This is a genomic window from Rhizobium sp. ERR 942 (assembly GCF_007828395.1).
Taxonomy (GTDB): Bacteria; Pseudomonadota; Alphaproteobacteria; order Rhizobiales; family Rhizobiaceae; genus Rhizobium; species Rhizobium dioscoreae.
The window spans coordinates 395,754-422,430 of the sequence record NZ_VIUA01000005.1 but is presented as its reverse complement, the minus strand read 5'-3'; the positions used below and the strand labels follow the sequence as shown (position 1 = coordinate 422,430).

General features: G+C 60.3%; 27 protein-coding genes and 1 tRNA gene. 8 read left to right on the top strand and 20 right to left on the bottom strand.

Translation table 11 applies throughout. The annotated features are described in order from the left end of the window. Nucleotides 1–39: 39 nt before the first annotated feature. On the bottom strand, nucleotides 40–918 hold the full coding sequence (locus FBZ97_RS22060; RefSeq protein ID WP_113352935.1) for a LysR substrate-binding domain-containing protein: 879 nt from the start codon (nucleotides 916–918) through the stop codon (nucleotides 40–42). Between the two features lie 234 nt (nucleotides 919–1,152). Here FBZ97_RS22060 and FBZ97_RS22055 point away from each other — a divergent pair, with 234 nt between their 5' ends. After that, nucleotides 1,153–2,403, top strand: coding sequence for an MFS transporter (locus FBZ97_RS22055; RefSeq protein ID WP_246661824.1), 1,251 nt, complete (start codon nucleotides 1,153–1,155; stop codon nucleotides 2,401–2,403). A 9-nt stretch (nucleotides 2,404–2,412) separates the two neighbouring features. Here FBZ97_RS22055 and FBZ97_RS22050 read toward each other — a convergent pair whose 3' ends face one another. From FBZ97_RS22050 to FBZ97_RS22035, 4 genes are all read right to left on the bottom strand, one after another. Beyond that, the gene (locus FBZ97_RS22050) at nucleotides 2,413–2,601 is read right to left on the bottom strand and encodes a Trm112 family protein (protein ID WP_037154712.1); all 189 of its coding nucleotides are present in this window, start codon (nucleotides 2,599–2,601) and stop codon (nucleotides 2,413–2,415) included. A gap of 9 nt (nucleotides 2,602–2,610) precedes the next feature. Further along, nucleotides 2,611–3,270 (bottom strand): LON peptidase substrate-binding domain-containing protein, encoded by a 660-nt coding sequence (locus tag FBZ97_RS22045; protein WP_113330883.1) that lies wholly within the window; start codon nucleotides 3,268–3,270, stop codon nucleotides 2,611–2,613. Between the two features lie 282 nt (nucleotides 3,271–3,552). After that, nucleotides 3,553–4,524 carry a thioredoxin gene (gene trxA, locus FBZ97_RS22040; protein WP_113420384.1) on the bottom strand — a complete coding sequence of 324 codons (972 nt, stop codon included), beginning with the start codon at nucleotides 4,522–4,524 and terminating at the stop codon, nucleotides 3,553–3,555. Nucleotides 4,525–4,683: 159 nt separating this feature from the next. Further along, nucleotides 4,684–5,193, bottom strand: coding sequence for a prolyl-tRNA synthetase associated domain-containing protein (locus tag FBZ97_RS22035; protein ID WP_113352937.1), 510 nt, complete (start codon nucleotides 5,191–5,193; stop codon nucleotides 4,684–4,686). 244 nt (nucleotides 5,194–5,437) lie between these two features. Between FBZ97_RS22035 and FBZ97_RS22030 the strand changes: the two genes are divergently transcribed. After that, nucleotides 5,438–5,512, top strand: a tRNA-Gly gene (locus FBZ97_RS22030). Nucleotides 5,513–5,710: 198 nt separating this feature from the next. Continuing rightward, nucleotides 5,711–6,352 (top strand): DUF1007 family protein, encoded by a 642-nt coding sequence (locus FBZ97_RS22025; RefSeq protein WP_113352972.1) that lies wholly within the window; start codon nucleotides 5,711–5,713, stop codon nucleotides 6,350–6,352. 21 nt (nucleotides 6,353–6,373) lie between these two features. On the opposite strand, the gene FBZ97_RS22020 is transcribed toward FBZ97_RS22025, so the two are convergent. Continuing rightward, nucleotides 6,374–7,120 (bottom strand): phosphatase PAP2 family protein, encoded by a 747-nt coding sequence (locus tag FBZ97_RS22020; RefSeq protein ID WP_113420385.1) that lies wholly within the window; start codon nucleotides 7,118–7,120, stop codon nucleotides 6,374–6,376. A gap of 402 nt (nucleotides 7,121–7,522) precedes the next feature. Here FBZ97_RS22020 and FBZ97_RS22015 point away from each other — a divergent pair, with 402 nt between their 5' ends. Continuing rightward, nucleotides 7,523–8,371 (top strand): MipA/OmpV family protein, encoded by an 849-nt coding sequence (locus tag FBZ97_RS22015; protein WP_113352939.1) that lies wholly within the window; start codon nucleotides 7,523–7,525, stop codon nucleotides 8,369–8,371. On the opposite strand, the gene FBZ97_RS22010 is transcribed toward FBZ97_RS22015, so the two are convergent. The 12 genes from FBZ97_RS22010 to FBZ97_RS21955 form a co-directional block, all read right to left on the bottom strand. Beyond that, nucleotides 8,312–9,652: a cyclopropane-fatty-acyl-phospholipid synthase family protein gene (locus tag FBZ97_RS22010; RefSeq protein WP_113352940.1), complete on the bottom strand. Its 1,341-nt coding sequence runs from the start codon at nucleotides 9,650–9,652 to the stop codon at nucleotides 8,312–8,314. The genes FBZ97_RS22015 and FBZ97_RS22010 overlap by 60 nt on opposite strands. Beyond that, nucleotides 9,652–10,083 (bottom strand): EamA family transporter, encoded by a 432-nt coding sequence (locus tag FBZ97_RS22005; RefSeq protein WP_113389985.1) that lies wholly within the window; start codon nucleotides 10,081–10,083, stop codon nucleotides 9,652–9,654. Before FBZ97_RS22005 ends, FBZ97_RS22010 begins: the two co-directional genes overlap by 1 nt. Next, complete coding sequence (locus FBZ97_RS22000; RefSeq protein ID WP_113420388.1) at nucleotides 10,083–11,231, bottom strand: peptidogalycan biosysnthesis protein; 1,149 nt, start codon at nucleotides 11,229–11,231, stop codon at nucleotides 10,083–10,085. The genes FBZ97_RS22005 and FBZ97_RS22000 overlap by 1 nt, the downstream gene beginning before the upstream one ends. After that, the gene (locus FBZ97_RS21995) at nucleotides 11,212–12,027 is read right to left on the bottom strand and encodes an alpha/beta fold hydrolase (protein ID WP_113352943.1); all 816 of its coding nucleotides are present in this window, start codon (nucleotides 12,025–12,027) and stop codon (nucleotides 11,212–11,214) included. The genes FBZ97_RS22000 and FBZ97_RS21995 overlap by 20 nt, the downstream gene beginning before the upstream one ends. After that, nucleotides 12,017–12,889 carry a fatty acid desaturase gene (locus FBZ97_RS21990; protein ID WP_113420389.1) on the bottom strand — a complete coding sequence of 291 codons (873 nt, stop codon included), beginning with the start codon at nucleotides 12,887–12,889 and terminating at the stop codon, nucleotides 12,017–12,019. Before FBZ97_RS21990 ends, FBZ97_RS21995 begins: the two co-directional genes overlap by 11 nt. Continuing rightward, nucleotides 12,886–13,239, bottom strand: coding sequence for an EamA family transporter (locus FBZ97_RS21985; RefSeq protein ID WP_069614805.1), 354 nt, complete (start codon nucleotides 13,237–13,239; stop codon nucleotides 12,886–12,888). Before FBZ97_RS21985 ends, FBZ97_RS21990 begins: the two co-directional genes overlap by 4 nt. Beyond that, the gene (locus tag FBZ97_RS21980) at nucleotides 13,236–14,189 is read right to left on the bottom strand and encodes an arginase family protein (RefSeq protein ID WP_113352945.1); all 954 of its coding nucleotides are present in this window, start codon (nucleotides 14,187–14,189) and stop codon (nucleotides 13,236–13,238) included. Before FBZ97_RS21980 ends, FBZ97_RS21985 begins: the two co-directional genes overlap by 4 nt. Before the next feature lie 4 nt (nucleotides 14,190–14,193). After that, nucleotides 14,194–15,612: an aminotransferase class III-fold pyridoxal phosphate-dependent enzyme gene (locus tag FBZ97_RS21975; RefSeq protein WP_113352946.1), complete on the bottom strand. Its 1,419-nt coding sequence runs from the start codon at nucleotides 15,610–15,612 to the stop codon at nucleotides 14,194–14,196. A 20-nt stretch (nucleotides 15,613–15,632) separates the two neighbouring features. Next, complete coding sequence (locus FBZ97_RS21970; protein WP_113420390.1) at nucleotides 15,633–16,316, bottom strand: MtnX-like HAD-IB family phosphatase; 684 nt, start codon at nucleotides 16,314–16,316, stop codon at nucleotides 15,633–15,635. A gap of 104 nt (nucleotides 16,317–16,420) precedes the next feature. Beyond that, nucleotides 16,421–17,797 carry a HAMP domain-containing sensor histidine kinase gene (locus FBZ97_RS21965; RefSeq protein ID WP_113352948.1) on the bottom strand — a complete coding sequence of 459 codons (1,377 nt, stop codon included), beginning with the start codon at nucleotides 17,795–17,797 and terminating at the stop codon, nucleotides 16,421–16,423. Then, complete coding sequence (locus FBZ97_RS21960) at nucleotides 17,794–18,450, bottom strand: response regulator transcription factor (RefSeq protein WP_069614823.1); 657 nt, start codon at nucleotides 18,448–18,450, stop codon at nucleotides 17,794–17,796. Before FBZ97_RS21960 ends, FBZ97_RS21965 begins: the two co-directional genes overlap by 4 nt. A gap of 161 nt (nucleotides 18,451–18,611) precedes the next feature. Further along, nucleotides 18,612–20,021: a PLP-dependent aminotransferase family protein gene (locus FBZ97_RS21955; RefSeq protein ID WP_113420391.1), complete on the bottom strand. Its 1,410-nt coding sequence runs from the start codon at nucleotides 20,019–20,021 to the stop codon at nucleotides 18,612–18,614. A 108-nt stretch (nucleotides 20,022–20,129) separates the two neighbouring features. Between FBZ97_RS21955 and FBZ97_RS21950 the strand changes: the two genes are divergently transcribed. The 4 genes from FBZ97_RS21950 (at nucleotide 20,130) to FBZ97_RS21935 (ending at nucleotide 23,702) form a co-directional block, all read left to right on the top strand. Continuing rightward, nucleotides 20,130–20,993 (top strand): DMT family transporter, encoded by an 864-nt coding sequence (locus tag FBZ97_RS21950; protein WP_113420392.1) that lies wholly within the window; start codon nucleotides 20,130–20,132, stop codon nucleotides 20,991–20,993. Nucleotides 20,994–21,076: 83 nt separating this feature from the next. Further along, nucleotides 21,077–21,541, top strand: a complete 465-nt coding sequence (locus FBZ97_RS21945) for a nuclear transport factor 2 family protein (RefSeq protein ID WP_113420393.1) — start codon at nucleotides 21,077–21,079, stop codon at nucleotides 21,539–21,541. A 1-nt stretch (nucleotide 21,542) separates the two neighbouring features. Further along, a complete protein-coding gene (locus FBZ97_RS21940; protein ID WP_145321969.1) occupies nucleotides 21,543–22,106 on the top strand; it encodes a TetR/AcrR family transcriptional regulator in 564 nt (187 codons plus the stop codon). A gap of 279 nt (nucleotides 22,107–22,385) precedes the next feature. After that, nucleotides 22,386–23,702: a glucoamylase family protein gene (locus FBZ97_RS21935; RefSeq protein WP_145321967.1), complete on the top strand. Its 1,317-nt coding sequence runs from the start codon at nucleotides 22,386–22,388 to the stop codon at nucleotides 23,700–23,702. A gap of 348 nt (nucleotides 23,703–24,050) precedes the next feature. Here FBZ97_RS21935 and FBZ97_RS21930 read toward each other — a convergent pair whose 3' ends face one another. Together FBZ97_RS21930 and FBZ97_RS21925 are read right to left on the bottom strand one after the other, a co-directional pair. Beyond that, nucleotides 24,051–25,040, bottom strand: coding sequence for an Ldh family oxidoreductase (locus FBZ97_RS21930; protein ID WP_113420396.1), 990 nt, complete (start codon nucleotides 25,038–25,040; stop codon nucleotides 24,051–24,053). An 84-nt stretch (nucleotides 25,041–25,124) separates the two neighbouring features. Continuing rightward, nucleotides 25,125–26,660, bottom strand: a complete 1,536-nt coding sequence (locus tag FBZ97_RS21925) for an aldehyde dehydrogenase family protein (RefSeq protein WP_113420397.1) — start codon at nucleotides 26,658–26,660, stop codon at nucleotides 25,125–25,127. Between the last annotated feature and the right edge of the window lie 17 nt (nucleotides 26,661–26,677).

Below are 26,677 nucleotides of genomic sequence, written 5' to 3'. Positions count from 1 at the left end.
AGAGTCGGGGTCGAATCGACAATCTCTGAAGCGGAACCTCTATTCGAGGTTCCGCATCTCGGCATCCATCCAGCTGCAGAATTGCCGGACCGCTCTCGATTCCGAACGGCGCCGGTAGCGATACGTGCCGGTTTCAACCGGTTCGTAGCCAGGCAAGTTTACCAGTGCACCCGATTTCATTTCCCGGCCCGTCAGGATGGTCGGTGCGAGCAGCACGCCAAGACCGGCGACGCAGGCATGAAGCGCAGCGTCGTCCGTGTCGAAGGCATGGCCGAAGGAAAGATCTGCCGGTGAAAGATGGAACGCCTCGCACCAGAGCCGCCAGTCCCAGTTACCCACACAGCATTGCAAAGCCGGCAGGCGCGGAACGGCAATCTCCCGACGATTAGCATCTTTCGCCAGCAAGCCAGGGGAAACGACCGGGCGGCGCAAGTCGCGCGCAAGGAACTCCCATCCTTCGGCGACTTCCCCTATCCGGAAATGTCGAATGCTGACATCCGAGTCGGGAATGACCGGAAAACCGCGTGCGGAACTCGTTTCCACTCGGACGCGTACCTGTGGGCAGAGAGCGCGAAAGCGATCCAGTGACGGAATGAGCCAGCGCAGCGCAAGCGACGTGGTGGCGTGGACGCCGATTTCGTTTTCGTCGCGATAAAGCGCCTCGGCCGAGCGCTCGATGAGCCCGATCGCCGGCGCGACCTCCTGATAGAACCGCCGCCCTATTTCGGTAAGAGAGATGGTGTTGTTACCTCGGCGGAAGAAGCTCACTTCCAACTCGTCCTCAAGCTTTTTGAGCTGGTGGCTCACCGCGCCGGACGTCACACCAAGCTCAGCGCCGGCGGCCGTCAGGCTTCCGGTACGCGCAACGATCGCAAACACCCGGATGGCGTTGAGAGAAACACGATGCCTTCCCTGCATGAATTTTCCTCAGGTTCCCCTCAAATTCCTCGTTTGCGCATCACGCGAAAATCCAGCACAAGCATACGCATAAAATGCCGATAGATCTGCGGCGTGGCCAAACCAAGCCGTCCAAATCCATAGCATGGCTGCCGGTTAAGGCAGCATTACTTTCTTTTCATTTTACCGACTAACCAACCTGCCCATCTTTCTCATTCCGCCAGAAACAAAAAGCTGCTCCACCAAAGGTCCTTGATGCCTCCTCTTCAACATCGCTACCGCGACCCGATCACGCTTTTCGCACCGATTACGTGGATGCCATTCCACTCGCCCATAGTCCGTGCCGTTACCGCGCTGTCACTCACACAGCTCATCGGCTGGGGCTCAACCTTCTATCTGCCGGCGGTGATTGGGCCTGCCATAGCTCGCGAGCTGGACATTGGTCTGCCCATGGTCATGGCGGGACCGACGATCATGCTCATTGTCATGGCGATGGTGTCCTGGCCGCTGAGCTCAATCATCGAACGCCACGGCGCGCGGCCGATCATGGCTTTCGGCTCTGCTATGGGCGCAATCGGCCTGCTGCTGATAAGCCTAGCCCACGGTCCGGTGTCTTATGTCCTACCGTGGATCATTCTCGGCCTTGCCGGCGCCTGCATGCTGACGACGCCGGCGCAGATCGCGGTGAGCGAGGTCGCCGGCGAGAAAACACACCAGGCACTTGGGGTATTGATACTGGCCGGCGGGCTGACATCGACCATCGTCTGGCCGACGACGGGGCTTCTCCAGGCGCAATGGGGCTGGCGCATGACAAGCTTGACCTATGCCGCTTTGATGCTGCTTGTCTGTCTTCCACTGCATTGGATTGCGCTTGGCCGCCACCCTAGGGAACGATCGCCCGTGACAGCGACAGCCGAACCCAACCCTATCGACAGGCCGAGTTTCACTTTACTGGCTTTAAGCTTCGCCGCCAACGGCTTCGTGACCTGGGGATTTGCCCTCACCATCATCGTCCTGTTCGAGGCTGCAGGTCTCGATCACGCCAGCGCGCTAGCAGCGGCGGCCTTCATTGGTATCGCCCAATGGGCGGGGCGCATGGTCGATTTCCTCGGCGGCCGGCACTGGTCGGGCTTCGTCACCGGCCTCGCGGCCTCTGCCTTGTTTCCGCTGAGCTTCATCGTTCTTCTGCTGACCAGCAATTTCGCCGGCGCCATGCTTTTCGCCACACTCTACGGCATGGCGAGCGGCATCACCGCCGTCACCCGCGCAACGCTGCCATTGCAGATTTTCCCGGCTGACACCTATGCACGTGCATCTGCTCGGCTGGCCGTGCCGCTCAATCTTTCCTTTGCGGCCGCGCCACCGGCATTCACCGCCATCATGACATTAGCGGGTGCCCACGCCGCCCTGTGGCTGGCCCTTGCAATCTCGATTTTTGCATATTGCGCGCTTCTCGGTCTTTTGCTGGTACACCGCCGAATGAAGCGCGCATCACATCAGCACTGAAACTGCCCTTCAATCCTCGATACGTCTTGCCTCCGAAATCAGCATGATCGGAATGCCGTCGCGGATCGGATAGGCGAGACGCGCCTTTTCCGAGATCAGCTCGTTCTTTTCCCGGTCGTAGCTCAGCCGCCCCTTGGTCAGCGGGCAGACGAGAAGATCGAGCAGTTTCGGGTCGACCTTGCTGACGGTGACATCCATCTGAAACTCCTACTGCAGCAGGGAATCGGTGTCGCCGGAGCCGGCGAGCACGATTTTGACGATGGCGATGAAGGTTTCTGCCCGGGTCTTCAGGTCGGGCGCCTCGAGAAGGGCCTGTTTCTCGGCCGGATCGAAGGGCGCCATCATCGATAGCGAATTGACCAGCATCATGTTGTCGGCTCGCTCGACGCTTTCCCAATCCGCCTCCAGCCTGTTGGCCTCCAGATAGGCACGGAAAGCCGAAAGCAGTGCCGGGCGATCGACCGTGCCTTCCTCATGATGGGATTTCAGATCGGAGATGAAGGGGGTGATGCGGAATGTGCGATAGGGCTGGTGGGCAGTGATTTCATCCATCAGCCGGAAACGGCATATGCCCGTCAGTGCGGCGATATAACGCCCATCGCCGGTCTCCGAGAGGGAGGTGATGCGTCCGAGGCAGCCGACATGCGCCAGATTGGACGAATCCGGCGGCTCTCCCAGCGCCGGCTGGATCATGCCGATCAAACGATTTCCGGCGATCGCCGCATCGAACATGGCGAGATAGCGCGGCTCGAAGACATTGAGCGGCAGTTGCGCCCCGGGCAGCAGCAGCGCGCCGGATAAGGGAAAGACGACCACCGATTCGGGCAGATCGCCCGGCTTCAGATATCTCGCATTGCCGACTTGCATCTTTTCCATCCCGCTAGATCGTCCCGACGCGCTGCGCGCCGCAGTGAGCCGCGCAGGAACGACACACATTCGCGGTCATCGCCCCTTTTCGCGCCGCGTCACCGACAATGTGAGCCCGTCTGCCGAAAACACAAGAGTATTTTCGATGAAAACGCCGATGGGAGCCGTTTGCCGGATACATAGGACGGCCGTCTAACATGCCGGATACATAGGACGGCCGTCTAACAAGCGATCGCCCGGAAGGTTCCGCGTGATCGCCATGCTCGTAGGACAACTGACCCGTTACGAAAACAGAATAGAGGAAAGCTTGCGCCGCGCCGCGATCGTGGCGGGATCCTTGGCACCCCATACCTCGAAGAACTCCAGCAGCTGGCGGCGCGCGCCGTCATCGTCGTAGCTGCGATCCTTGCGCATGACGGTCAGAAGATGATCGGCCGCCTCCTCGCGCTTGCCTTCGACATTGCGGATCTTGGCGAGCTTGATGCGCTGCTCGTGATTGTCGGGATTGGATGCCAGTTCCCGTTCGATCGCCACAGGATCGCCGAGCTTGCGGGCTTCGTCGATCTGGTCGAGCTTCTTGACCACGGCCTGGATACCGGCATCGTTGGCGAGCGTCTCCGGCAGATCGGCCAGCGCCTCGCGGGCGCGCTGGCTCTGGCCGGCGGCGATCATGCATTCGGCCATGCCGGCGAGCGCCTTGGCATTTTCCGGGTCCGCCTGCAGCACCGCGCCAAAAAGCTCGGCCGCGCCATTGACGTCGCCGGCGGCAAGCAGGCCGCTTGCCTCTTCCAGAACGGCAGCAATCTCGGCTGCCGGATCGTCGCCGCCTGCCGGACCGCCGAGGCGATCGATGAACTGGCGAACCTGGCTTTCCGGCACCGCACCCATGAAGCCATCGGCCGGGCGGCCGTTGACGAAGGCGATCACGGCCGGGATCGACTGGATGCCGAGCTGGCCGGCGATCGAGGGATGATCGTCGATATTCATCTTGACCAGCTTGACGCGGCCCTTCGCCTCGGTGACGACCTTTTCGAGCACCGGCGTCAGCTGCTTGCACGGGCCGCACCAGGGCGCCCAGAAATCGACCAGCACCGGCTGGTTGCGCGATTCCTCGATAACGTCCTTGGCGAAGGTCGCTGTCGTCGTATCCTTGATCGGCGAAGCGCCGCCAGCGGCTGGCGTGGCGCCGAAGGATGCCGAGGCCGACATCTGCCCGCCGAAGGAAGCGTTATAGGGATTGTTCGAACCGCTCATGAGTGTCTCCCGCCTGCCGGCATCCTTGATTTTGTGAGAAGCATGATCTCCAGACGAGACGACGAGGTTCGCCTGCCAGCACGCTCCATGAAGTGGCCAAAGCGACCGGACAATCCGAAGAGAAGCCGACCGCTATAATCTTAGCGCTAAAATCGTACGTTAGCTCGTCACTTTCAAGACTAGCGGCGTATGACCCGTCGCCTCCATGAAGCGCAGGAGATCGGCGCTGGCAATCGAGGTGGTCGCATCGTTCGACAAGGGATGGCAATTGACGATGTCATGCGCCATCAGCTCGGCATCGAGGACGAAGGTTACATTGTTGGCGATGTCGTTGATCGCGCCGAAGGCCGTGACGGAGCCCGGGATGACGCCAAGATATTCCATCAGCTTTTCCGGCTTGCCGAAGGACACCTTGCTGGCCGCACCGATCAGCGTGTGCACGGTCTTCAGGTCGACCGTCGCGTTTTCCTCGACGGTCAGCAGGAAGAAATTATCCTTCTTGTCCTTCACGAAGAGGTTTTTCGTATGGCCGCCCGGAATTTCGTCACGCAGCGATACCGATTCGGCGACGGTGAAGACCGGAGCATGATCCTTGGTCGTATGGCTGATACCGAGCCCATCCAGGAATCGGAAAAGATCGTCGCGGGTTTTGGGGCTGGTCTCTGTCATGGCGTCTCGCAATCAAAAATGGTTCGCCCCTGATACGTCGCCCACAATTTCATTGCAATCTTCGAGACGACAAAGCCCGGCGTTTCCGGGCTTTCCGATGGCTCGCGAAAAGAAGATGCAATTTTTCTTCGCGAACTCGTCATTTCCCTGTTGCATTTGAAAAATGGTTAGGCCATATAGCGCCCGTCGCCGCAAGACGACGCCCAGCGGTCCAACACACTACCCCGGATCGCGACGGGAATGAGCGGGTGTAGCTCAGGGGTAGAGCACAACCTTGCCAAGGTTGGGGTCGAGGGTTCGAATCCCTTCGCCCGCTCCAGTTTTCCAAGATCTTTCTCGAAGAGAAGAAGTCACGGCTCGGGCCGAGGCTGGCATTTTGCCGAAAAGGCAAGTTTGCGTATTCCTGTTTCCTTCCCTTGCATCTATGCCTTGCCCGCGCGCCCAGGGTCTCAAATCAGTCTCATTTGACGTTCAGGTCTGAGCATCGGATGGGCTTATGGAACTTGGTATTGCACGCATGAAAAGAAAAACTTCCCTGCTGGTTGCGATGCTTTCGCTTCTGCCCGTTCCCGCGCTTGCCCATCCGCATATCTTCATCGACGCCAAGTTCGAGGTCGTCTCGGCGCCTGACGGCTCCATCAGCGAGCTGCGCAACGTCTGGAGCTTCGATGAGGTGTTCACCTCTTCCGTCCTCATGGATTACGGTAAGAGCGGCGACCAAGCGTTGAGCGCAACCGAGCTCAAGGCGGTGGGAAAGACAGTCAGGGATTCGCTGGCACAGTATGATTACTATACGAACGTCACCAGCAACGGCAAAGCAGTGCCGATGGCCAAGCCGGATGCGATCCAGGCGGACTACAAGGATGGTTCGCTGACGCTGACCTTTTCGCTGAAGCCGGAGCAGAAGACCTTTCTCAAGGGAACCACCATCTTCGGGATCTACGACAAGACGCTCTATACGGCGGTCGATTTCGCCACCGACAACGATTTGAGCACATCGGGACCGGCCTTCGGCCGCTGCAAGCGCAAGGTCATCAGACCCAACCCCAAGGAAGTCATGGCGGAAAACCAGGCCGCGTTGACAAGCATGTTCTTCAGCGATCCCAAGGGCACGGACTACTCGCTGCTGGTGGCGACGCGGCTCGAAGTCCAGTGCTGATCCTGCCAAGGACACCTTCCCTCACTCGAAAGGCGGACCGTCGTCTTCGGCAGGCCTCTTGCCGCTTGCAGCAGGCGATATATAGCGGCGGGCGATGATCCAGCAGGCGAGCGCCCAGCTCGCGCCGGCACACCAGCCGCCGAGGACGTCGGTGGGGTAATGGACGCCGAGATAGATCCGGCTCACACCAATCATCAACGTCAGCAGAATACCGGCCGCGACGATGAAAACACGGGTCGAGCGATAGGTTCGCGTGCCGGAGATCAGCGCGGCAAGGGTCAGATAGGTCACGGCCGACACCATCGCATGGCCGCTCGGAAAGCTCAGATCGTGAACCTCGACCAAATGCGGTACGATATCCGGCCGCGGCCGCGCGACACCAACCTTCAAGGCTGTGCTCAGCGCCCATCCGCCCAGTACCGAAGCGAGGATAAAGATGGCGATGGCGCGCTGCCGGTCGAGCAACAGATAGATCGTCACCAGCGCCGTCATCAGCGCAAGCACAGTCGTTCCGCCGAGGCTTGTTATGTCCTTGACCGCATGGGTCAGCCAACCCGGACCGATCGGCACAGAGAGATCGCCGGGCTGACGAAGCGCCAGCAGGATCGCCTCGTCGAATCCCTTCGTGCTGCCTTCGAGCACCTCTCCTGTGAGATAGATGAAAAGAAGAATTCCGCCCGAAAGCGCGGCGAACATTACAAGCAGCAAGGGCTCATAGCGGTTCAACCATCCAGGAATACCCGATATGCCTAACGGCCGATCCTTCATGCGCTAAAACCCGCCTTGCCTGCTCTCATATCGTTTCGTCCACGAACAAAGCCCGGACAAACCCTATCTAGGAATAAAATGCGCGGGTTCCAATCAATCAAAGCCGCGATGCTATGTTCGGTGCCGCAGGCGCTTCAGGTTCGTGAAATAAACTGTCTCTATCTTGACGCGAATTTGCTGCAGCCGGCGCAGGGAGGATGTGGTCGGCGTCGTTTCCTGCTCAAGGATCACGATAAAGGATACCGTCAATGAACCAGACCAGCATCGCCTCCACGAGCCGTGCAAAAGGCAATTCGGCAAGAGGGTAGACGCCGTGTTTGCTTTCGAACTTTCCGCTATTTTCCAGGCCGCGAGCTGTGCTAGTAGTGCTGCAGGGGCGATCAGGCATCAGGTGTTTTCAGAGTGTTAAATGTTGGGACATCTTTCTCCGCCCGGCTGTCTGCGCTGGCCGGAACGGGGCTGCTGGCAGCGTCTATTGTCGGCATGTTTCCCGCCTCATCCAGGGCGGACGATGCAGCCAAATCCTCATCCGATACCTGGGTCGTGACGCTTGGCGCAACCGTGGAATATGGCCCGAGCTATGAGGGATCGAAGCATTATACCTTCGGTGCCCTGCCGTCCTTCGATATTCACCGTTTGGGTGAGGCGCAGGAATACAGTGCCCCGGACGACAATTTCGATTACCAGCTCTTCGATCTCGGAGGCCTCGAAATCGGCCCTGTGGTCGGCTTGAGAGACGATCGCTTCGATCTCAATGATTTGCATCTGCAAAGCCAGCGCAAGGTGCGCTGGAATTTCGATGCGGGCGGCTTCGCCCAATATTGGCTCATGGATAATCGGCTCCGCTTCCGCACGGAGATCCGCCAGTCGCTTTGGGGCGGCGATGGACTGGTCGGCGATTTCGCCCTCGACTGGTTCCAGCCGCTCGGAGACAAATGGCTATTGTCCGCCGGCCCTCGCCTGTCGATGGCAAATTCGGTCTATATGCGCACCAACTTCGGCATCTCGGAAAGTGAAGCCGCGAGGCATGGCCATATCAATGCCTTCGATGCCGGTGCCGGCGTGAAATCGGTCGGCTTCACCGTGGCCGCGACCTACACGATCTCGCCGGAATGGAGCGTGCAGGTTTACGGAAAATATAACCGTCTGGTGGGCGATGCGGCCGACAGCCCGATCACTTCGCGCTTCGGCTCACCCGACCAGAACATCATCGGCTTTACGCTCAACAGAACCTTCAACGTCAAGTTTTGAAGCGCTCTTCGCTTCATTCTCGGCGATATAATTGCGCGTCAGCGGAATGATGTCGTTGCGCTTGGCGATCTGGATCTGGAAGACGACGAGATCCTCGTAGCGGAAGGCGGCCTCCGCCGTCGAAAGATAATATTCCCACATGCGGCAGAAGCGCTCGTCGTAGAGCTTGGCGGCTTCATCCCAGCGCGCCATGAAACGCTCCCGCCATGCCTCCAGCGTCTTGGCATAGTGCAGCCGCAGCACCTCGACATCGGTGATGGCAAGCCCCGCCGCCTCGATCTCCGGCACGATCTCCGACAGAGCCGGAATATAACCGCCTGGAAAGATGTATTTGTCGAGCCACGGCGTCGTGAAGCCCGGGGTTGCCGAACAGCCGATAGTGTGCAGCACCATGATGCCGTCATCCTCCAGCAGCTCAGCACACTTACGGAAGAAGGTGCGATAGGACGCAAGCCCGACATGCTCGAACATGCCGACGGAAACGATCCTGTCGAAGCGGCCGGTCAGGCTGCGATAGTCCCTCAGCGCAAATTGCACCTCAGCCGGCGTTCCCCTGGCCCTGTCGGCAACCCGCTTGGAGGCATAGTCGTGCTGCTCCTCTGAGAGGGTCACGCCGAGCACGTAACCGCCCGGCGCATGTTCGGCCATATGCAGCGCGAGGCCGCCCCAGCCGCAGCCGATATCGAGGATGCTGTTGTTCGGCTCGATCAAAAGCTTGGCGGCGAGATGCCGCTTCTTGGCAATCTGCGCGTCGTCAAGCGATTGGTCGGCATGCTCGAAGTAGGCGCAGGAATATTGCCGGTCCGGATCGAGGAAGAGCTCGTAGAGCCGGCCGTCGAGATCGTAATGATGGGCGACATTGGCTTTCGAGCGCCCGGGCAGGTTACGATGGCGGAAGATCCTGAGCTTGGTCCGGACATGATCGATGATGCGGGCAATAAGGGGGTGGGTGCTGTTCTGCCCCTCACGCAGCATCATCGCCACGAAATCGTAAAGCGTGCCGCATTCGACGATAAAGCGACCATCCATATAGAGTTCGCCAAGCCGCTTATCGGCGTCGATGAGGAGCGCCCATTCAGCACGGTCATCGGTGAAACGGACATGGACCGGCGCACCCGTGCCGTCGCCGAAGATCAGCACACGGCCGCTGGCCGTCCTCACGGTCAGCGCGCCCCGCGTGACGATGGAGGAAAGTCCACGCTTCAGGCACCAGTCGACAAGGCTGGAGAAAATGGCAGGAGTTTTGCCCTTGGGGCGGTTGTCAGCTTGCATATTGGACATCACCTATCCTTGCCGGTCCCCGTACGCAGTTCCTCCTGCTTCGGCTCCAATTCCTCATGATGCTCCTCCGTCTCGACACCGGCGCCTGCAATCAGCCAGACGCCCGTCAGGATCAAGCCGCTGCCGACCATCTGCAGGGCGACCACCCGCTCGCCGAAGACGAACCAGCCGGTCGCGACGATCAGCACATAGCTGATGCCCGTCAGCGGAAAGGCACGGCTTAGATCGAGCTCAGCCAGCACATTCATCCAGATGAAGAAGCCGACGATCTCGATGGCGATAGCCACCAATATCCATGGAGAGGAGAGAGCCTGCCACAGCCATGCCTGCATGCCTTCATCGTGCAATTGCCCGGCACCGAGCTTGATGAGGACTTGGTACAGGGTGCTCAACACCGGCACGGCAAGCCAGAAAAACCGCATATTGGGCATTACGCATCCGCCTCGTCTGTCGAGAACAGCGGCGATACCAGTCGCAGCACACTCTGAAGCAAGGGATTGCGATGGTGAAAATACATCGCATTGGCGGTCAGCCTGCTGCCGAGGCGCACCTTGTTTGCATAGTGAGCCTGCCCGCTCTGATAACGACCCAGGCCGTTCTCCAGGCAGTAACGCAGATTGGTAAACCAGCTGATGAAATAGAGATTATAGGGCCGACCCTTTTCCCCATCCATGCAGAAGAACTTGTCGATAGCCACGCGCTCGTTATGCACGATCAGATTGGCGGCAAGCAGCTTGTCCTCGACGAAATAGAAGGCGCAGAAAGAGCGGCCGGGCATATGGGCGAGAATGCCCTGGAAATAGGCAGGAGTCAGCTCCTCGAACTGCCATTCGCTGCGATTGCGCGTATCATGATAGAGCGCCATCACCTGAGGCAGGAACTCGCCGAAATCCGTCCGCATCTCCACCCTGACCTGGTCGAAGGATTTCATCTTGCGGCGCATATCCTTGCGGGTGCCAGCCGAAAGCCTGCCGAGATATTCGTCGATCGTCTTGAAATCGATGTCGAGCCACGCCGTCGGAAGAGCGCCGATCGAGGCATAGCCGCGCGCGGCAAACAGATCGCCGAACTCGGCCGAAGCCTGCTCCGGGATATCCTTGAGACCAATCAGCGCACACCGCTCCGTCACGGCAACCTGCTCGAAGAAGGACAACATCTCCGTCAGCAGGACGCGACGACGCTCCTGCGGGATGTCGGGATGAAAGCCGATCGCACCGGTCTCGGTGCAGGGCGATCCCAAACATGCAAGGCGCAGCTTCAGAAAACCTGGAAAATATCGCTGCACCCTGCGCACGGATCGACGCAGGAATCCCTCATCCAGCGTCGTATCGAGAGCGTAGAGGCAGACAAAGGCCGGCATGGCGACGCTCACGCGCCCACCCTCCGTAACGGTGATATAGCGCCATTCGAATCCTTCGAGGCCGGCTTCCTCGATCGCCAGCAGGCAATCATAATCCTCGACGTCATTCGGGAAGCATGCATTCCATGCGTCGCGGCCGATAGCGCGGATGCTGAAGTGAACTTCGGCCACCGGGTCACCCATCGACTGCGGTACGATTTTAGGCAGCGGCTGCGACATGACGCGCCTCGAAGAAGTCGGCCGTGAAATCGGCCACCTGCCGATGCTGCCGGTCGACATGGATCATATGATAGCTGTCCGTGATCCATTTCAGCTCATGCGGAGCACCGATATGCTCGGAAATATAGCGGGCATGCTTCGGGCTGGCGAGATCGTCGTCCTCGGCATGCAGGATCAGCGTCGGCGTCTGCATCTGCGGCAGCAGGCTGCGAAGCGTCTTACCCAGCCGATGCATCTCGACCAGGCCCTTGCCGGGGAATTTTTCCAGAACCCCTTCGCTCGCCATGCCTTCGATCAGCCGGCGCATGCGCTCGTCCTTGATCCCGAGCGAGGTGGTCTCGCTGAAGCTCAGCCGGTCGAGGAACGGAACGCGTGACAGCCAGCCGATCTGCGAGGCCAGCAGCGGATAGTAGAAGGGAACGTCCCAGCCGTCATAACTGAAGCAAGGCGAATAGATCGCCACCGCACTGATGGTCTTCTTCTGCTGTTCGGCGGCCAGCATTGCCAGCTTGCCGCCGACGCAGATGCCGGCAGCAAAGACCTCCTGCGTTCTGGAGGCCAGCAGCTCCGATGCTTCGACGACAGAGGCGAGCCAGTCTTCCCAGCGGGTCTGGCGCAACGTCTTTGCATCGACGCCGTGGCCCGCCAGCAGCGGCGCATAGATGCTGTAGCCCCTGCGGTTGAGATGCCGAGCCACCAGTTTCATTTCGGCAGGCGCACCCGTCAGTCCGTGGACCAGAAGGACGCCCTTGCCATTTGAGCCCTCCATGAAGAAGCTCAATTCATCAGCTTTCATGAGATAGCTCCGACTGCCGGTTTTCCTTGGCCATGAAGCCAAGCGCATGGCAGGTGCTGATCACATGCGTGCCGTTCTTTTCCTGCTCTTCCTTGATCTGCTCGTGCAGCGCCTGCAGCTTCGTCCAGTGGGTGCGGGGACGATAATGGTGCTCGGCATGATAGCCATTGCCGAACCAGAGCCAGTTGTAGAAAGGCTTGTGACTCGAAACGCCCCAGGCGATCGGCTCGTCCGGATCGCCGTTCAGATGCTCGTAATAGCCGTTCAGCGACGACAGGCAATTGCCGATATAGTAGAACGGCACGAAGAACAGCACCGCCTTCCAATCGTAGATCAGCGCGACCGCGGCAAGCCCCAAGAAGAAATAGAGCTCGAAACGCCCCCAAGCCGCATCGAAGGGGCGGTTGCGGGCAATCGCCTTGTGAATGTCGCCAAGGCTGTCCCGGAAGAAGCTCAGGAACGTATAGGACCAGACGTTTTCCGGTTGGCCGTCGCGGCCATAGCGATAGATCGAGAGCATGTCGATCGTCTCGCCCTTTTCATTCGGACGGTCGCTATTGCCCGAATGATGGCGCATATGCACCCAATGATAATAGGTCTGCGAAAAGCCAATCGCGACCGACTCCAGGAGACTGAAGCCGTAGTTCATCCAGCGCGGCTTGAAATAGGGCGTGTGGATGAAATTGTGCGATATGCTGTTGATGTTCCAGGAGATCGAAATGGCATAAAGGCAGCCGAGAATGGCCGAGAGCCAAAGTGGCCGGCTTTCGAAGCCGACGATCAGATAGACGTCGAAGGCGAGATGGGCGACGGCGGCAAGCACCGGTGCCAGATCCCATCGGGTGTGCGCAAAGATTTTCATAGTCCTGTAACTCCCACGCAAACCACACCGGCGGTGACGAGAAACACGCCCGTCGCGTGGCGCAGGTTGATGTTTTCCTTGAAGATGACGGCGCCGGCGAGCACGATGACGACATAGCTCATCGCCATCAGCGGAAAGGCGATGGTCAGTGGCACGTGCTCCAGAACGGCCGTCCAGGCGAAAAGCTCCACGGCCCAGAGCAGAATGCCGAGCCAGGTGACCGGTTTTGCCAGTGCCTTAAAGGGGGCGTTCTCACTGGCGGATTGTTTGAAGCAGACTTCGCGGGCGGTTTCCGCGACCACGCAGAACAAGATGAGCCCAAGCATGGGAAGTGTCAGGCTGCCAGTCATTGCATATACTCCGCCAGCACCTCCAGCAGGGCATGATTGGCCGCGCTGTTGATGTTTCTCATTGTTTCGGCACCCTGCCGCATACGCGGCTGATCGATGAAGATCTCCGCGCGCTTCATGAACTGTGTCCGAAGGCTGCCAGCATAACTCGGGGTCGAATAATCCCCGATGACATCGGCGCCGATAATGCGGTGACGGCTGCCGATTTCGCTGATGAGGGAGAGGAGATAGGGCAACCGCATGCGGCCCTGATCCCAATTGGTAACGGCATCGTCGGCGGCCAGCACGTCCTTATCGATCGTCACGTAGACCGCCTCGGTGCGAATGCGGCTGAGCATATGATCGATGAAATTTTCCTCGCCGATTTCGGCGATCGATTTCCAGTGCAGCGCACCTCTTTCCTGCCGGTAGCTGGCACCGGTGCCGTAATCGGCCAGTACACGGCTCGGCGGATGTTCGTAAGGATAGAGTTCCAGCTTGCCGTCGGCGAGCCAATGCAGGTTGGCCCCCTTGCGCTCGGGGCTGCGAAGATCATGACTGCAGACGCCGATCGTAATGACCTTCTGGATGCAGGGATTGGCAAGGGCGCGATTGACCCAGGAGCCGCAATGCATGCCGCCGTCGAACTTGACCCAATCCGGATGATTGTCGAAATGGATCAGTGTGGCCGCACCGGATTGTCGCTCGAGTGCGCCATCGAGCAGCAAGGCCGTGACATGGTGGAAATCGCCGGAGCCCATGAAGCACAATTGCGGGTCCTTGCCGGTCGTCGGTCTGTTCTTGACGATCTCGCGACTGAGATCATCAAGGGCGCTCTGTTTGCTCCACAGCCGAACCTGCTGCCCCGCATTCTTGCCGAAATACTGGTGCGCGCCGGCAAATTTGCAGGCGCGCACAAAGTCAGGCTGCAACTCCAAAGCATCATCGAGATGAAGAAGCAGCAGTTGCACCGTCTTATCTCCGGGCAGCACGCGTCAGAAGCTGATCGAGCAGGGCAAGCGCCAGATCGATCTCTTCGCGGGTGATCAGCAGGTTCGGAGCGAAGGTGATGACGTTCTTGTGGTAGCCGCCGACATCGAGCACGAGGCCGTAGGTCCTGCCGCCGACCTGAAGGTCGCCCTTCATGCCTTCATCGCACATCCAGTCCATCGTCGCCTTGTCCGGCGTATAGCTGTCGTCCTTGCAGATTTCCATACGCAGGGCGAGGCCGAGACCGTCGACTTCGCCGACAATGGCATGGCGCTTCTGCAGCTGCTTCAGCCCGTCGAGGAAATGCGCGCCCTTTTCCATGATCGCAGCGCCAAAATCCTGCTCTTCCAGCATCTTCATCGTTTCAAGCGCGACGGCAGTCCCCATCGGGTTGCTGGCGAAGGTCGAATGCGTGGAGCCGGGCGGGAAGATCGTCGGGTTGATCAGCTCTTCGCGAGCCCAGACGCCGGAAAGCGGATTGAGGCCGTTGGTGATCGCCTTGCCGAAGATCAGCGCATCCGGCGAAACGCCGAAATGCTCGATCGACCAGAGCTTGCCGGTGCGGTAGACGCCCATCTGGATTTCGTCGACGACGAGCAGGATGCCGTGATCGTCGAGCACCTTCTTCAGTTCGACGAAGAAGTTCATCGGCGGAATGACGTAGCCGCCCGTGCCTTGGATCGGCTCGATATAGAAGGCCGCATATTCGGACTTGCCGGCCTTCGGGTCCCAGACGCCGTTATATTCGCTTTCGAACAGGCGGGCGAATTTCTGAACGCAGTAATGGCCATATTCTTCCTTCGACATGCCCTTCGGGCCGCGGAAGTAATAAGGGAACTCGATAAACTGCGCGCGATCGCCGAAATGGCCGTAGCGGCGGCGATAGCGGTAGCTCGAGGTGATCGCCGAGGCGCCGAGCGTGCGGCCGTGATAGCCGCCCTCGAAGGCGAACATCAGGCTCTTGCCGCCCGTATAGTTGCGCACGAGCTTCAGGGAATCCTCGACGGCCTGGGAGCCGCCGACGTTGAAGTGCACGCGACCCTTGTGACCGAACTTACGCTCGGCATCCTGGGCGATCATCGCCGCAAGCTCTACCTTCTCGCGATGCAGATATTGCGACGCGACCTGCGGGAGACGGTCGAGCTGGCGATGGGCGGCTTCGTTCAGGCGCTCGTTGCGATAGCCGAAATTGACGGCGGAGTACCACATCTGCAGATCGAGGAACGGTGTGCCGGTCCGATCGTAGACATAGGAGCCTTCGCATTCCTCGAAGAATTTGGGCTTATCCGTGTAGTGAACCGTATCGCCATGGGAGCAATAGAGCTCCTCAAGAGCGCGCAATTCCTCTTCGGAGCGGACGGACTCGGTCTCGCCGCTGAAGGCTTCGGCTACATTCGTTTTCATTCAATGCCTCTTGGTCTGGTTCACGCCGTCTTGACTTGCGGCAGTGCACGGGAGCGTCGCTCGACGCTCGGGAGAACGGCTTCCATCTTTGGAAGCAGATCGGAGAAGTCTTCGAAGCCGACATAGGGAATGCCGTTTTCCTCGCAGTAATCGACAAGCTTGGCCTTGGCGAAAACGAGGTCGACCTTGTCGGAAACACAAAAGTCGCTACGCCCGTCGCCGATATAGACGTGCAGGTCGCTGCTATCGACGACGCGGCATTTGCAGACACCGGCACCGGATACGCAGCCCGTCGCCGTAAACGGCGGAAACAGCGAATAGGATTCGCGGCCCTGCGAAACGCTGCAGGTCAGCACATTGGCGACGATCGGCAGACCCTCGATGCCGTGACGCGCCAGGATACGCCGGATGAAATAGTCCACACCATCGCTGACGATCGTGACAGGCAATTCGTCGCGGCGGCAAAAGGACAGGAAACTCTCGAAGCCCGAATCGATCGACAGCGTGTCGAGAAACCGGTCGAGCTCGCCCCTGTTTGCCTGGATGAGAGCGATCTGCCGGCGCATGCATTCACCGGAGCCGATCAGCCCCTGCTTCCACAGCTGCTCGATATCTTCCCACTCGGGGCCGGCGAAACGGGACAACACCATATCCGTCGCGTCTTCGATGGATATGGTTCCATCAAAATCGCAAAACACCTGCATGAAATACCCCTTCGCCTAATCCTAAGTTGCGTCTAACAACCTCAGATGAGCCGGGCATGAGCGGAAAATGATGCGAAAATGAAAAACGACGAGGCGTTGTACTTTTAACTCAAGGGCAATCTTAGATCGACCTGAAGACCGTTACCCAAACGTGAGGTAGAAAGATCGACCGTTGCCGAGAGACGGTCCGCCGTATCCGCAACGATAGCGAGACCAAGGCCTGCCCCTTCCGTGTGAAGTGTGTTGAGGCGATAGAAGCGCTGGAATACCGCCTCCCTCTCATGCGGCGGGATGCCGGGACCGCTGTCGCTGATGGAAATGCAGCCAAAACCGTCCTCCGAAGCGATCGAAACTTTGATCTCCCCTCCAACGGGCGTGTATTTGATGGCATTGTCGAGCAGATTGGTGACCAGCATGCGTAGCAACGACTCGTCCGTCCTGACCTGGATCGGCTCGTCCCCTTCGAGCACGACCTCGAGCTCGCGGCTGGTGATGATGTTGCCGAATTCGGCAATGAGCGACGCCATCCAGTGATAGAGCGGCACCGATGTCAGATTGAGGGGATGGTGGCTGACTCTGGCCAGCCGCAGCAGCTGCTCGATCAGATGGATGGTACGGTTGTTGCTGGCCACGAGATCGGAAATGATCGCCTGCCGCTCCTGATCGCTGTCGCTGTGTTCGAGCATCCGCAAAAGCAGCTTCACGCTTGCCTGCGGCGTGCGCAACTGATGCGCGGCAAGGTCGGAGAAGCGCCGCTCTAGCGTCAACGACTGGCCGAGCTTCTCCAGCAGCTGATTGATCGACCGGCCAAGCGGCAGCAGATCGCGCGGCAGCTCTTCAACGGGGATAGCCGAGAGATCATCGGGCGATCGCGTGCGGATCTGCCGCACCAGCCCGTGGATGGTGCGCAGACCGCTATTGATGCCGAGCCAGATGAGAAAGCCGATGACCGGCACCAGCATCAGCAGCGGAAAGAACAGATTGAGGAGAATGTTGGAAACGAGCGTTTCGCGAAGCGCGATCTTTTCGCCAAGCTCGATCACGATGGTCGTGTTCGGGATCGGCAGGGAATAGACGCGCCACTCGTCTCCACCATAGGTCAGCGTGGTAAAGCCGACCTTCTGCTGCGGTACATCGGAGAGAAAGGCCGTGCTGCTGTAGAAGCGGATATTGCCATCGACCCAGGCGCGAAACATGTGCGCATCGGCATAATCATCGGCGTCTTCATTGAAGGCCAGCTGATTGTCCATGTTGAAGTCGATATCGTCGATCTGCTTGGCCGTATGGTCCGGATTCTTCTCCAGCGGGCGGCGCAGCAGGCTCCAGATCACATTCGCATCGTCGATGAGCTGGGCATCGTAGATATTGTTGATCTCCCGCGTCGCGCTGTTGAAGGCGAAAGCTGCGATCACGACGATCGTCACCACGACGACAGGCGCGATGCGCAGAAACAGCTTGCGGGTAAGCGTGGAATTGTTCATCGCTCGATCATGTAACCGACGCCGCGGATCGACTTGATGAAATCCGTGCCGAGCTTCTTGCGCAAATTGTAGATTGTCACTTCGATCGTGTTGCTCTCGACGGTGTTTTCCGCGTCATAGAGCGCATATTCGATATCGTTCTTCGTCACATATCGGCCGCTGCGCTCCATCAGCAGCTTCAAGAGATGGAATTCCTTCGCCGTGGTATGGACCTGCACATTGCCTTTGCGCGCCACCATGGCAGAGGGGTCGACTTCCACGTCGCCGCAGCGGATGACGCTTTCGGTCCGCCCGTCGCGCCGGCGGATGAGCGCGCGCAGCCGCGCCAGCAGCTCGTCGAGATCGAAGGGCTTGACCAGGTAGTCGTCGGCACCCTCATCGAGGCCTTCCACCTTCTGGCGCACGGAATCCATCGCCGTCAGCAGCAGCACGGGCACGGAATTTCCCCGCTGGCGGATGCGCCGCAACACCTCCATACCGCTCAGCTGCGGCAGATTGATGTCGAGCACGATCGCCGCGAAATGGGAATGCGCCGCCGCCTCGAGGCCGGATTCGCCATCGCGCATCCAGTCGACGCCATAGGCGTGCTTTTCCAGTGCCTTCTTCAGCGATGATCCGAGGATATTGTCGTCTTCAACAAGCAGAACGCGCACGACCAACCTCACTTAGCCGAATATTTCATAGCCGATATCGGCCGCAATTGGAGCGGCGATGTGGCAAAGCTATGACGGATCATTTCTGCCTGGCAAGAGCGGGGGCGTCCTGCATCTTCCGAACAGGCCGAAAACGCTCCGCAATCCACTGGCGGAAAATACTATCTCAGTTTCCGCATGGAGGCCTCCAGCGCCTGGAAAATCCGAGGATCAGTCGACTGCGCGACATTGAAGCGCATGAAGCGTCCGGCGGTATCCGAGAGGCTGAAAACATTGCCGGGCGCAAGGACGATGCCTTCGGCAAGGCAGGCACGCGCGACATCGGCGGCATCGAGCCCTTCCGGCAGCCGGCACCATAGAAACATCCCGGCCCGGGGCTTCAGCCAAGGCACGATGCCGATCGCCTCCAGCCGCGTCGACACCTCCGCCATGGTCTTGGCAAGCCGTACCCGCAGGGCCTCGACATGCCGGCGATAGCTGCCATCCTTCAGCGCGAGATGGACAAGCTCGGCCGACAATTGCCCGCAGCTGAAGCTGCTGGCAACCTTGAGATCGACAAGACCGTCGATCCAATCCCGCCGCGCCGCGATGAAGCCGCAGCGCACCGAGGCCGAAAGCGTCTTTGAAAAGCTGCCGATATGGATCACCCGGTCGAGCCCGTCATAGGCAGCGAGACGTGGCGCCGGAACATCCTCGAAATCGGCGAAGATATCGTCCTCGATGATCGTCAGCCCGGCAGCATCCGCCAGCTTCAGCAGCCGGTGTGCCGTCACGGGCGAGAGCGTCGCACCCGTCGGATTGTGGATGGCTGAATTGGTGATGTAGAGCCGTGGTTTGTGCCGTTCGAGGATCTGCCCGAACAGCTCGACATCCGGCCCCGTGGGCGTGAAAGGTACGGAGACGACATTGGCACGATGCGCCCGCAGGAGCGCATGAAAATTGAAATAGCAGGGATCGTCCACGAGCACGGTATTGCCCGGCTCGAGCAGGAAACGGCAGAGAAGATCGATCGCCTGCGTGCCGGATTCCGTCAGCAGGATCTGATCCGGCGACACCGTGATACCATGTTCGCCAAGGCGCCGGGCGAGCAACTGCCGCAGCGGCGGCAGGCCCAGCGGCGTCCCGTAATTGGCAAGCGCTGCCATGTCTCCACGAGCCAGCGTTCGCATCGCCCTGCGCAACGCCGCCTGCGGCAGCCAGGAGGGTGGAAGCCAGCCGCAGCCGGGCTTCAGGACATCGTCTCCCACCTCCAGCGATTGCCTGGAAATCCAGAGCGGATCGACGTTGCGATCCGATCTTGCTCCGGTCTCGGACAAGGAAAGCGGCGGCAGCGGGCCGCAGACGTAAAATCCGGCACCCGGCCGCGAACGGATCGTGCCCTCTGCGGCAAGCCGCTCATAGGCCTCGACCACGGTTGAAACAGACACCTGCATCGTCTTTGCGAAGCTGCGCACAGAGGGAAGCCGGGCGCCTGGCATCAGGCTGCGAGTGGCGATACGGTCGGAAATCGCAGCCATCACTCCCTCGATGCGCGTGCCGCCGCCTGCGCTTGCCACCGACAGACCATCCATCCGTACTGCCCCTTACACCATAACAGTTCCTATGAATTGTACTGCACCGTCTCTGGCTTGGCCACACAAATGCGTCGATACCGCGAAGATCAAGACGGAGCATGCGCGATGGACAGGACGACGACAGGATGGATCTATGGTTTGGCGGGAGTGGTCATCTTCAGCGGCTCCCTGCCGGCGACGCGGGTGGCCGTGATGGATTTCGACCCTCTGTTCCTGACGGTTGCCCGAGCCGCAATCGCCGGCCTCCTGGGCCTCGGCCTGCTATTCGCTTTTCGCGAAAAGCGCCCGACCCGCGGCGATATCACCTCGCTCGTCATCGTCGCCCTCGGCTGCGTCGTCGGCTTTCCGCTCTTGACGGCACTGGCGCTAAAGCACGTCACATCGGCCCATTCCATTGTCTTCATCGGCTTGCTGCCGCTGGCAACCGCCATCTTCGGCGTGATGCGCGGCGGCGAGCGGCCACGCCCGGCCTTCTGGATATTCTCCATCCTCGGCAGTGCGCTGGTCTGCGGCTATGCGCTTGCGCAAGGCATGTCGGCCTCGCCTGTCGGCGACCTCCTGATGCTTGCAGCCGTGATCATCTGCGGCCTTGGCTATGCCGAAGGTGCTGTGCTCTCGCGGCGGCTCGGCGGCTGGCAGGTCATCTGCTGGGCTCTGGTCCTGTCCATGCCCGTCACCGTCGCGCTCTGCTTCATGACCATGCCGCACAGCATTGACGGCATCGGCGGTCCTGCCTGGCTCGGCCTCCTCTATGTCTCGCTCTTCAGCATGCTGATCGGCTTCATCTTCTGGTATCGCGGGCTCGCCCAGGGCGGCATTGCAGCTGTCGGCCAGCTGCAATTCCTGCAGCCCTTCTTCGGCTTTGCGCTTGCCGCAGCCCTCCTCAAGGAAAGCGTCAGCTGGTCGATGCTCGTCGTGACCCTGGCCGTCGTCGCCTGCGTCGCCGGAGCGCGAAAATTCGCCCATTGAGTCCATCACCCGGCAAATCACGGCGCTTGACCCTCTAAACCGATTGGTCTATTAGCGACAAATCAGTTTAGAAGGAGCGCATCATGCCGACCCCACTCGTCCCGCCTTTCACCCGCGAAACCGCCATCGCCAAGGTCCGCATGGCAGAGGATGGCTGGAACAGCCGCGATCCGGAACGCGTCTCCAAGGTCTATACGGAAGACAGCCAGTGGCGGAACCGCGCCGAATTCCCGCGTGGCCGCAAGGAAATCGTCGAATTCCTGACGCGCAAATGGGCACGTGAACTCGACTATCGGCTGATCAAGGAACTCTGGGCCTTCGAGGGCAATCGCATCGCCGTGCGCTTTGCCTATGAATGGCATGACGACAGCGGCCATTGGTTCCGCTCATACGGCAATGAGAACTGGGAATTCGATGCCGACGGCCTGATGCAGCGCCGTTTCGCCTCCATCAACGACATGCCGATCAAAGAAGAGGACCGGAAATTCCACTGGCCGCTCGGCCGCCGTCCGGACGATCATCCCGGCCTCTCCGACCTCGGCCTTTGAGATGGTGCGTACCGTCTTCGAAAGATCCGATGCCATCGCCCTCGTTGCCGAAGTCTTCCGCGAACTCGGCTACGAAGGTGCGTCGTTGAGCGAGATCACCGCCCGCACGAAATTGTCGAAAGGCAGCCTCTATCACTTCTTTCCGGGCGGCAAGGAAGAAATGGCGGCGGAGATCATGGCCAATATCGATGCCTGGTTCGTGACGGAGATTTTCAAGCCGCTGGAAGAGGGCGAGCCACGGTCAGCGATTGCCCGCATGTGGGAGACGACAGACAGCTATTTCCGCTCCGGCCGCCGGGTCTGCCTGATTGGCGCCTTCGCGCTCGATGAAACGCGCGATCGCTTTTCCACCGCTATACGTAACTATTTCCATCGCTGGGTCGAAGCGCTTGCCGGCGCTCTGCTCAGGGCCGGAGCGCCAGGCACCGAGGCGAAAATGCTCGCCGAAGAGGCCGTCATCGGCATACAGGGCGCTTTGACCCTTGCCAGAGCCCTTGGGGATGAGGCAGTGTTTGGCAGAACCTTGGCGCGGCTGAAGCGACGGCTGGAAACGGCGCTCGGCTAAACCGTTTCATCGACACGAATCACCACATAGCCAATGCTTCGCCCCTTTTCGAACAGGCTCGCGCCGACCGCTATTCGTGCGCTTCTGCTGGCGATATCGCCGAAAATCACCTGGAAAGGACATCTTCAAGCCCTCAGGGCTGGGGATGACCACCTCAACAACCCACTGATATTAAAGAATCCTCCACAAAAGTATGTCATCGTTAATCATGTTTGATTTGCAACTATCCAAGCTCCTATGTTCAGCAGGGAATGGGAGCATCGAGGAGATGGATAGAAGATGCTGCAGCAGGTAACTGAAACCGACGACGGGCTGATCGACCGATTGCAACGTTCGGCCTTCGACTATTTCATGCTTTACACCAATCCGGAAAACGGACTGGTGGCGGATACGTCGATCAAGACGAGCCATTGCAGCATTGCTGCGGTCGGCTTTGCGCTGTCGAGCTATCCGGTCGCCGTCGAGCGTGGCTGGATTAGCCGTGCCGATGCGGCCAAACGGGTGCTGGCCGCCCTCGATTTCTTCGCCGACAGCCAGCAGGGCACCGAGCGTGGCGCCACCGGCCATCGCGGCTTCTACTATCACTTCCTTTATATGGAAACTGGCAAGCGCGCCTGGAACAGTGAGCTTTCGACGATCGACACGGGCCTGTTGCTGCTCGGCGTGCTGACCGCAGCCGCTTATTTCACCGGAAACACCCAGGTCGAGCGCGATCTCCGCAAGCAGGCGAAATTCCTCTATGAGCGCTGCGACTGGCATTGGGCCTTGAACAAGGGCCAGACCATCAGCATGGGCTGGAAGCCGGCCAGCGGTTTCCTGCGCTGGCGCTACCAGGGTTATGACGAGGCGATCTTCCTCTATGTGCTGGCGCTCGGCTCGCCCACGCATCCCGTCCCACCATCAAGCTACGACGCCTTTGCCGCGACCTACACCTGGATGATGTTCAAGGATACGCCCTTCCTATATGCTGGGCCGCTGTTCATCCACCTCTTCTCGCATGCCTGGATCGATTTTCGCGGCATCCGCGACAAGCATGTCGCCGACAAGGACACCGATTATTTCCGCAATACGCAAACGGCGATATCAGTGCAGCGCGACTATACCGAGCGCAATCCCGGCCATTTTGTCGGCTATACGAAGGATATCTGGGGCCTTTCCGCCTGCGACGGCCCGAACCCGACAGGCACCAAGCACAGCCTGCGCTATGCCCCGAAGGTCTTCGGCTATGCCGCCCGCGGCGCCCCGCTCGGTCCCGACGACGGCACCATCGCCCCATGGGGACCGCTGTCCTGCCTCGCGTTCGACCGCCAGGCCGCACTCGACGGCACGCGGGCGCTGCTTTCGACCTACCCCAACCTGCTGCTCGACGGCCGTTTCCCCGGCGGCTTCAATCCGAGCGTCAAAGGCCCCGGCCCGGAAGGATGGGTGGACGACCGCTCCGTCGCCATCGACCAGGGCCTGCTGGTCATGATGATCGAAAACGCCCGCACTGGCATGATCTGGAACCTGATGCGGCAATCTCCGATCCTCCGCACCGGCCTGGAACGCGCCGGCTTCACCGGCGGCTGGCTGGACGAAAAGCCCGCCGTCGCGTGAGAGCGGATCGAGGGTGGCAATCAGGCGTCTCCGTCAATGTCATGACGATGTGCCTGGCCCCTCACCCTAGCCCTCTCCCCGCAAGCGGGGCGAGGGGACGATAAAGCCAACCAACTAGAGCCGTTTCGCTTTTCTTCGAATCGCGAAATGCTCTATCTCTTTGTTCTCTCGCAATTCCGGACGGAAAACCGCTACGCACTTTTCCTGGAATTGCTTGCCTCTCATCCGTGTAGCGCGCTGCTTTGCGCGATAACTCCCTCGCCCCGCCTGCGGGGAGAGGGCTGGGGTGAGGGGCCGTGTTTGAAAGCGCGGCAAATACACACTCACCCGACCAGCGCCTTTGACACCTCAAAGCCTCTCGATCGCCGCGATCACCTCGGCCTCGACAGTAATCCCCTCCGTCAGCGCAAGACGCCGCGAACTCTGCCCGCGCCGGCCCGGCAGGCGGACATTCGGATCGCGGGTGATCTCACCCGCCAGCAAAGCCAGCCGTTGTGCCGTATCGGCAGCACTCATCGCCGCCGGATTGATCGCGATGATCGTTTGGCCGAGCGCCGGCGGAGCGCCTTTGTCGTCGAAGAGCGAGGAAGCCTCGAAGGCGTAGTTCGCACCGGTCAGGCCGGCGGCCAGAATTTCGACCATGAGGGCAAGTGCCGCACCCTTGGCATCGCCGGCCGGGATCATGGTGCCGGCCAAGGCTTCTTCGGCATCCGTGGTCGGCCTCCCCTCGCGGTCGAAAGCCCAGTCAGCCGGGATCGGGGCACCCTGTTGCCGCGCCGCCATCACCTTGCCACGCGCCACCTTCGACAGCGCCAGGTCGATGACAACAGGCTCCTCGCCGGGCAGCGGCGCAGCGAAAGCAATCGGATTGGTGCCGAAAACCGGTGTCTTGCCGCCCCAGGGCGCCATCGAGGCCGGCGCATTGGCGACCATCAGCGCCACCAGACCCTGATCGGCAAAACGCTCCACCGTCAGGCCCATGACACCGGCATGATGGGAGCGGCTGATGGCGGCAAGCGCAATCCCCTGTTCGCGGGCGACGGCCGGAAGCTCGGCAACAGCAAGATCGAGCGCGGGATAGGCATAGCCATTGCCGGCATCGATGCGCAGCGCGGCCGGAAAGGGCCGGCTCAGCTGCGGTGTGACGAAGCCATCGACCTTGCCGACCTTGGCCTGACCGGCATAGGCGGGGACACGGCGCAGACCATGGCCACTCTGCCCGGCAGCCTCCGCCGCGACAAGCGCGACAGCCACGGAACGAGCGTTCTCCGCACTTACCCTGTTTCGCTGCAAAGCCTCCATGACCAATGTTTCGGCTTCGGCAAGCAACAGATGCATGGGACAAGACCTTGAAAACATATGGGAAGACAAAGGCTTTCTACGCCTTCATCCTCTCCATCGCAATGCAGCAAGGCTCTCGCGCTATGCCACGTCGAACTTGACGCCCTGGGCAAGCGGCAGGGTGCGGCCGTAATTGATCGTATTGGTCGCTCGGCGCATATAGGCCTTCCAGGCATCGGATCCGGACTCGCGCCCGCCACCGGTTTCCTTCTCGCCGCCGAATGCGCCGCCGATCTCGGCACCGGAGGGGCCAAGATTGACGTTGGCGATGCCGCAATCCGAACCACGCGCGGAGACGAACGTCTCGGCTTCCCGCATGTCATTGGTGAAGATCGAGGACGACAGGCCTTGCGGCACGGCGTTATGCAGCGCCAGCGCCTTGTCGAAATCGCTGTACTTCATGACATAGAGGATCGGCGCAAAGGTCTCCTGCTCGACGGGGCCGGTCTGCTCGGGCATTTCGACGAGCGCCGGGCGGACATAGAAGGCATCGGCAGAGCCGTTTTCGACGCGCTCGCCGCCCGTCACGGTGCCGCCGGCCGCCTTCGCAGCGGCGAGGGCCGCCTGCATGCGGTCGAAGGCCTGCTTATCGATCAGCGGGCCGACCAGAGTACCGGCTTCAAGGGGATTGCCTATCGTCACCGAACCGTAGGCCTTCTGCAGACGCGGAACGAGCTGATCGTAAACGCTGTCGTGGACGAAGAGGCGGCGCAGCGTCGTGCAGCGCTGGCCGGCCGTGCCCATGGCCGAAAAGGCAACGCCACGCAGGGTGAGGTCGAGATCGGCCGTCGGGCAGACGATCGCGGCATTGTTGCCGCCAAGCTCGAGGATGGCGCGGGCGAAACGGCCTGCAAGACGCGGGCCGACGGCGCGGCCCATGGCCGTCGATCCGGTCGCCGAGACCAGCGGCACTTGGCGATGATCGACCAGCAACTCGCCAAGATCGCGGCCACCGATCAGCAGGGTCGAAAGATTGGCGGGCGCCTCGCCGCCCTCGGCGACGTAGCGCTTCAGCGCCTTTTCGAACAGGGCCTGCACGGCAAGCGCCGTCAGCGGGGTTTTCTCCGACGGTTTCCAGATGGTGGAGTTGCCGCAGACCATGGCAAGCGCCGCATTCCACGACCAGACCGCGACGGGGAAGTTGAAGGCCGAGATGATGCCGATCGCGCCCAGCGGATGCCAGCTTTCCATCATCCGGTGCTCGGAGCGCTCCGTAGCGATGGTGAGACCATAAAGCTGGCGCGAGAGACCGACGGCGAAATCGCAGATATCGATCATCTCCTGCACTTCGCCGAGGCCCTCGGAGGTGATCTTGCCCACTTCGATCGAGACGAGACGCCCAAGGGCCGCCTTGCCGGCGCGCAGCTCCTCGCCAAGCAGGCGGATCAGCTCGCCGCGCTTCGGCGCCGGCACATTGCGCCAGATAAGAAACGCGTCGTGTGCCGCCGCGATCGCAGCCTTCGCCTCATTAGTCGAATGCTCCTTCAGCCGGCCGATCTCGGCGCCGGTGACCGGTGAGGTGACGACCAGCGTTCCGCCGGTGTAGCGATCGGCCGATACGGCAAGTTCCGTCAGTATTGTCTTGGTTTCGGCAGCAAGATCTGATGTCGCGATCATCTTGTTTACTCTTCCCG

Excerpts from the sequence above, each read along its gene's own strand:
- FBZ97_RS22060 (WP_113352935.1), bottom strand. The coding sequence starts at position 918 with ATGCAGGGAAGGCATCGTGTTTCTCTCAACGCCATCCGGGTGTTTGCG.
- FBZ97_RS22055 (WP_246661824.1), top strand. The coding sequence starts at position 1,153 with ATGCCTCCTCTTCAACATCGCTACCGCGACCCGATCACGCTTTTCGCA.
- FBZ97_RS22050 (WP_037154712.1), bottom strand. The coding sequence starts at position 2,601 with ATGGATGTCACCGTCAGCAAGGTCGACCCGAAACTGCTCGATCTTCTC.
- FBZ97_RS22045 (WP_113330883.1), bottom strand. The coding sequence starts at position 3,270 with ATGCAAGTCGGCAATGCGAGATATCTGAAGCCGGGCGATCTGCCCGAA.
- trxA (WP_113420384.1), bottom strand. The coding sequence starts at position 4,524 with ATGAGCGGTTCGAACAATCCCTATAACGCTTCCTTCGGCGGGCAGATG.
- FBZ97_RS22035 (WP_113352937.1), bottom strand. The coding sequence starts at position 5,193 with ATGACAGAGACCAGCCCCAAAACCCGCGACGATCTTTTCCGATTCCTG.
- FBZ97_RS22025 (WP_113352972.1), top strand. The coding sequence starts at position 5,711 with ATGAAAAGAAAAACTTCCCTGCTGGTTGCGATGCTTTCGCTTCTGCCC.
- FBZ97_RS22020 (WP_113420385.1), bottom strand. The coding sequence starts at position 7,120 with ATGAAGGATCGGCCGTTAGGCATATCGGGTATTCCTGGATGGTTGAAC.
- FBZ97_RS22010 (WP_113352940.1), bottom strand. The coding sequence starts at position 9,652 with ATGTCCAATATGCAAGCTGACAACCGCCCCAAGGGCAAAACTCCTGCC.
- FBZ97_RS22005 (WP_113389985.1), bottom strand. The coding sequence starts at position 10,083 with ATGCCCAATATGCGGTTTTTCTGGCTTGCCGTGCCGGTGTTGAGCACC.
- FBZ97_RS22000 (WP_113420388.1), bottom strand. The coding sequence starts at position 11,231 with ATGTCGCAGCCGCTGCCTAAAATCGTACCGCAGTCGATGGGTGACCCG.
- FBZ97_RS21995 (WP_113352943.1), bottom strand. The coding sequence starts at position 12,027 with ATGAAAGCTGATGAATTGAGCTTCTTCATGGAGGGCTCAAATGGCAAG.
- FBZ97_RS21990 (WP_113420389.1), bottom strand. The coding sequence starts at position 12,889 with ATGAAAATCTTTGCGCACACCCGATGGGATCTGGCACCGGTGCTTGCC.
- FBZ97_RS21985 (WP_069614805.1), bottom strand. The coding sequence starts at position 13,239 with ATGACTGGCAGCCTGACACTTCCCATGCTTGGGCTCATCTTGTTCTGC.
- FBZ97_RS21975 (WP_113352946.1), bottom strand. The coding sequence starts at position 15,612 with ATGAAAACGAATGTAGCCGAAGCCTTCAGCGGCGAGACCGAGTCCGTC.
- FBZ97_RS21970 (WP_113420390.1), bottom strand. The coding sequence starts at position 16,316 with ATGCAGGTGTTTTGCGATTTTGATGGAACCATATCCATCGAAGACGCG.
- FBZ97_RS21965 (WP_113352948.1), bottom strand. The coding sequence starts at position 17,797 with ATGAACAATTCCACGCTTACCCGCAAGCTGTTTCTGCGCATCGCGCCT.
- FBZ97_RS21955 (WP_113420391.1), bottom strand. The coding sequence starts at position 20,021 with ATGGATGGTCTGTCGGTGGCAAGCGCAGGCGGCGGCACGCGCATCGAG.
- FBZ97_RS21950 (WP_113420392.1), top strand. The coding sequence starts at position 20,130 with ATGGACAGGACGACGACAGGATGGATCTATGGTTTGGCGGGAGTGGTC.
- FBZ97_RS21945 (WP_113420393.1), top strand. The coding sequence starts at position 21,077 with ATGCCGACCCCACTCGTCCCGCCTTTCACCCGCGAAACCGCCATCGCC.
- FBZ97_RS21940 (WP_145321969.1), top strand. The coding sequence starts at position 21,543 with ATGGTGCGTACCGTCTTCGAAAGATCCGATGCCATCGCCCTCGTTGCC.
- FBZ97_RS21935 (WP_145321967.1), top strand. The coding sequence starts at position 22,386 with ATGCTGCAGCAGGTAACTGAAACCGACGACGGGCTGATCGACCGATTG.
- FBZ97_RS21930 (WP_113420396.1), bottom strand. The coding sequence starts at position 25,040 with ATGCATCTGTTGCTTGCCGAAGCCGAAACATTGGTCATGGAGGCTTTG.
- FBZ97_RS21925 (WP_113420397.1), bottom strand. The coding sequence starts at position 26,660 with ATGATCGCGACATCAGATCTTGCTGCCGAAACCAAGACAATACTGACG.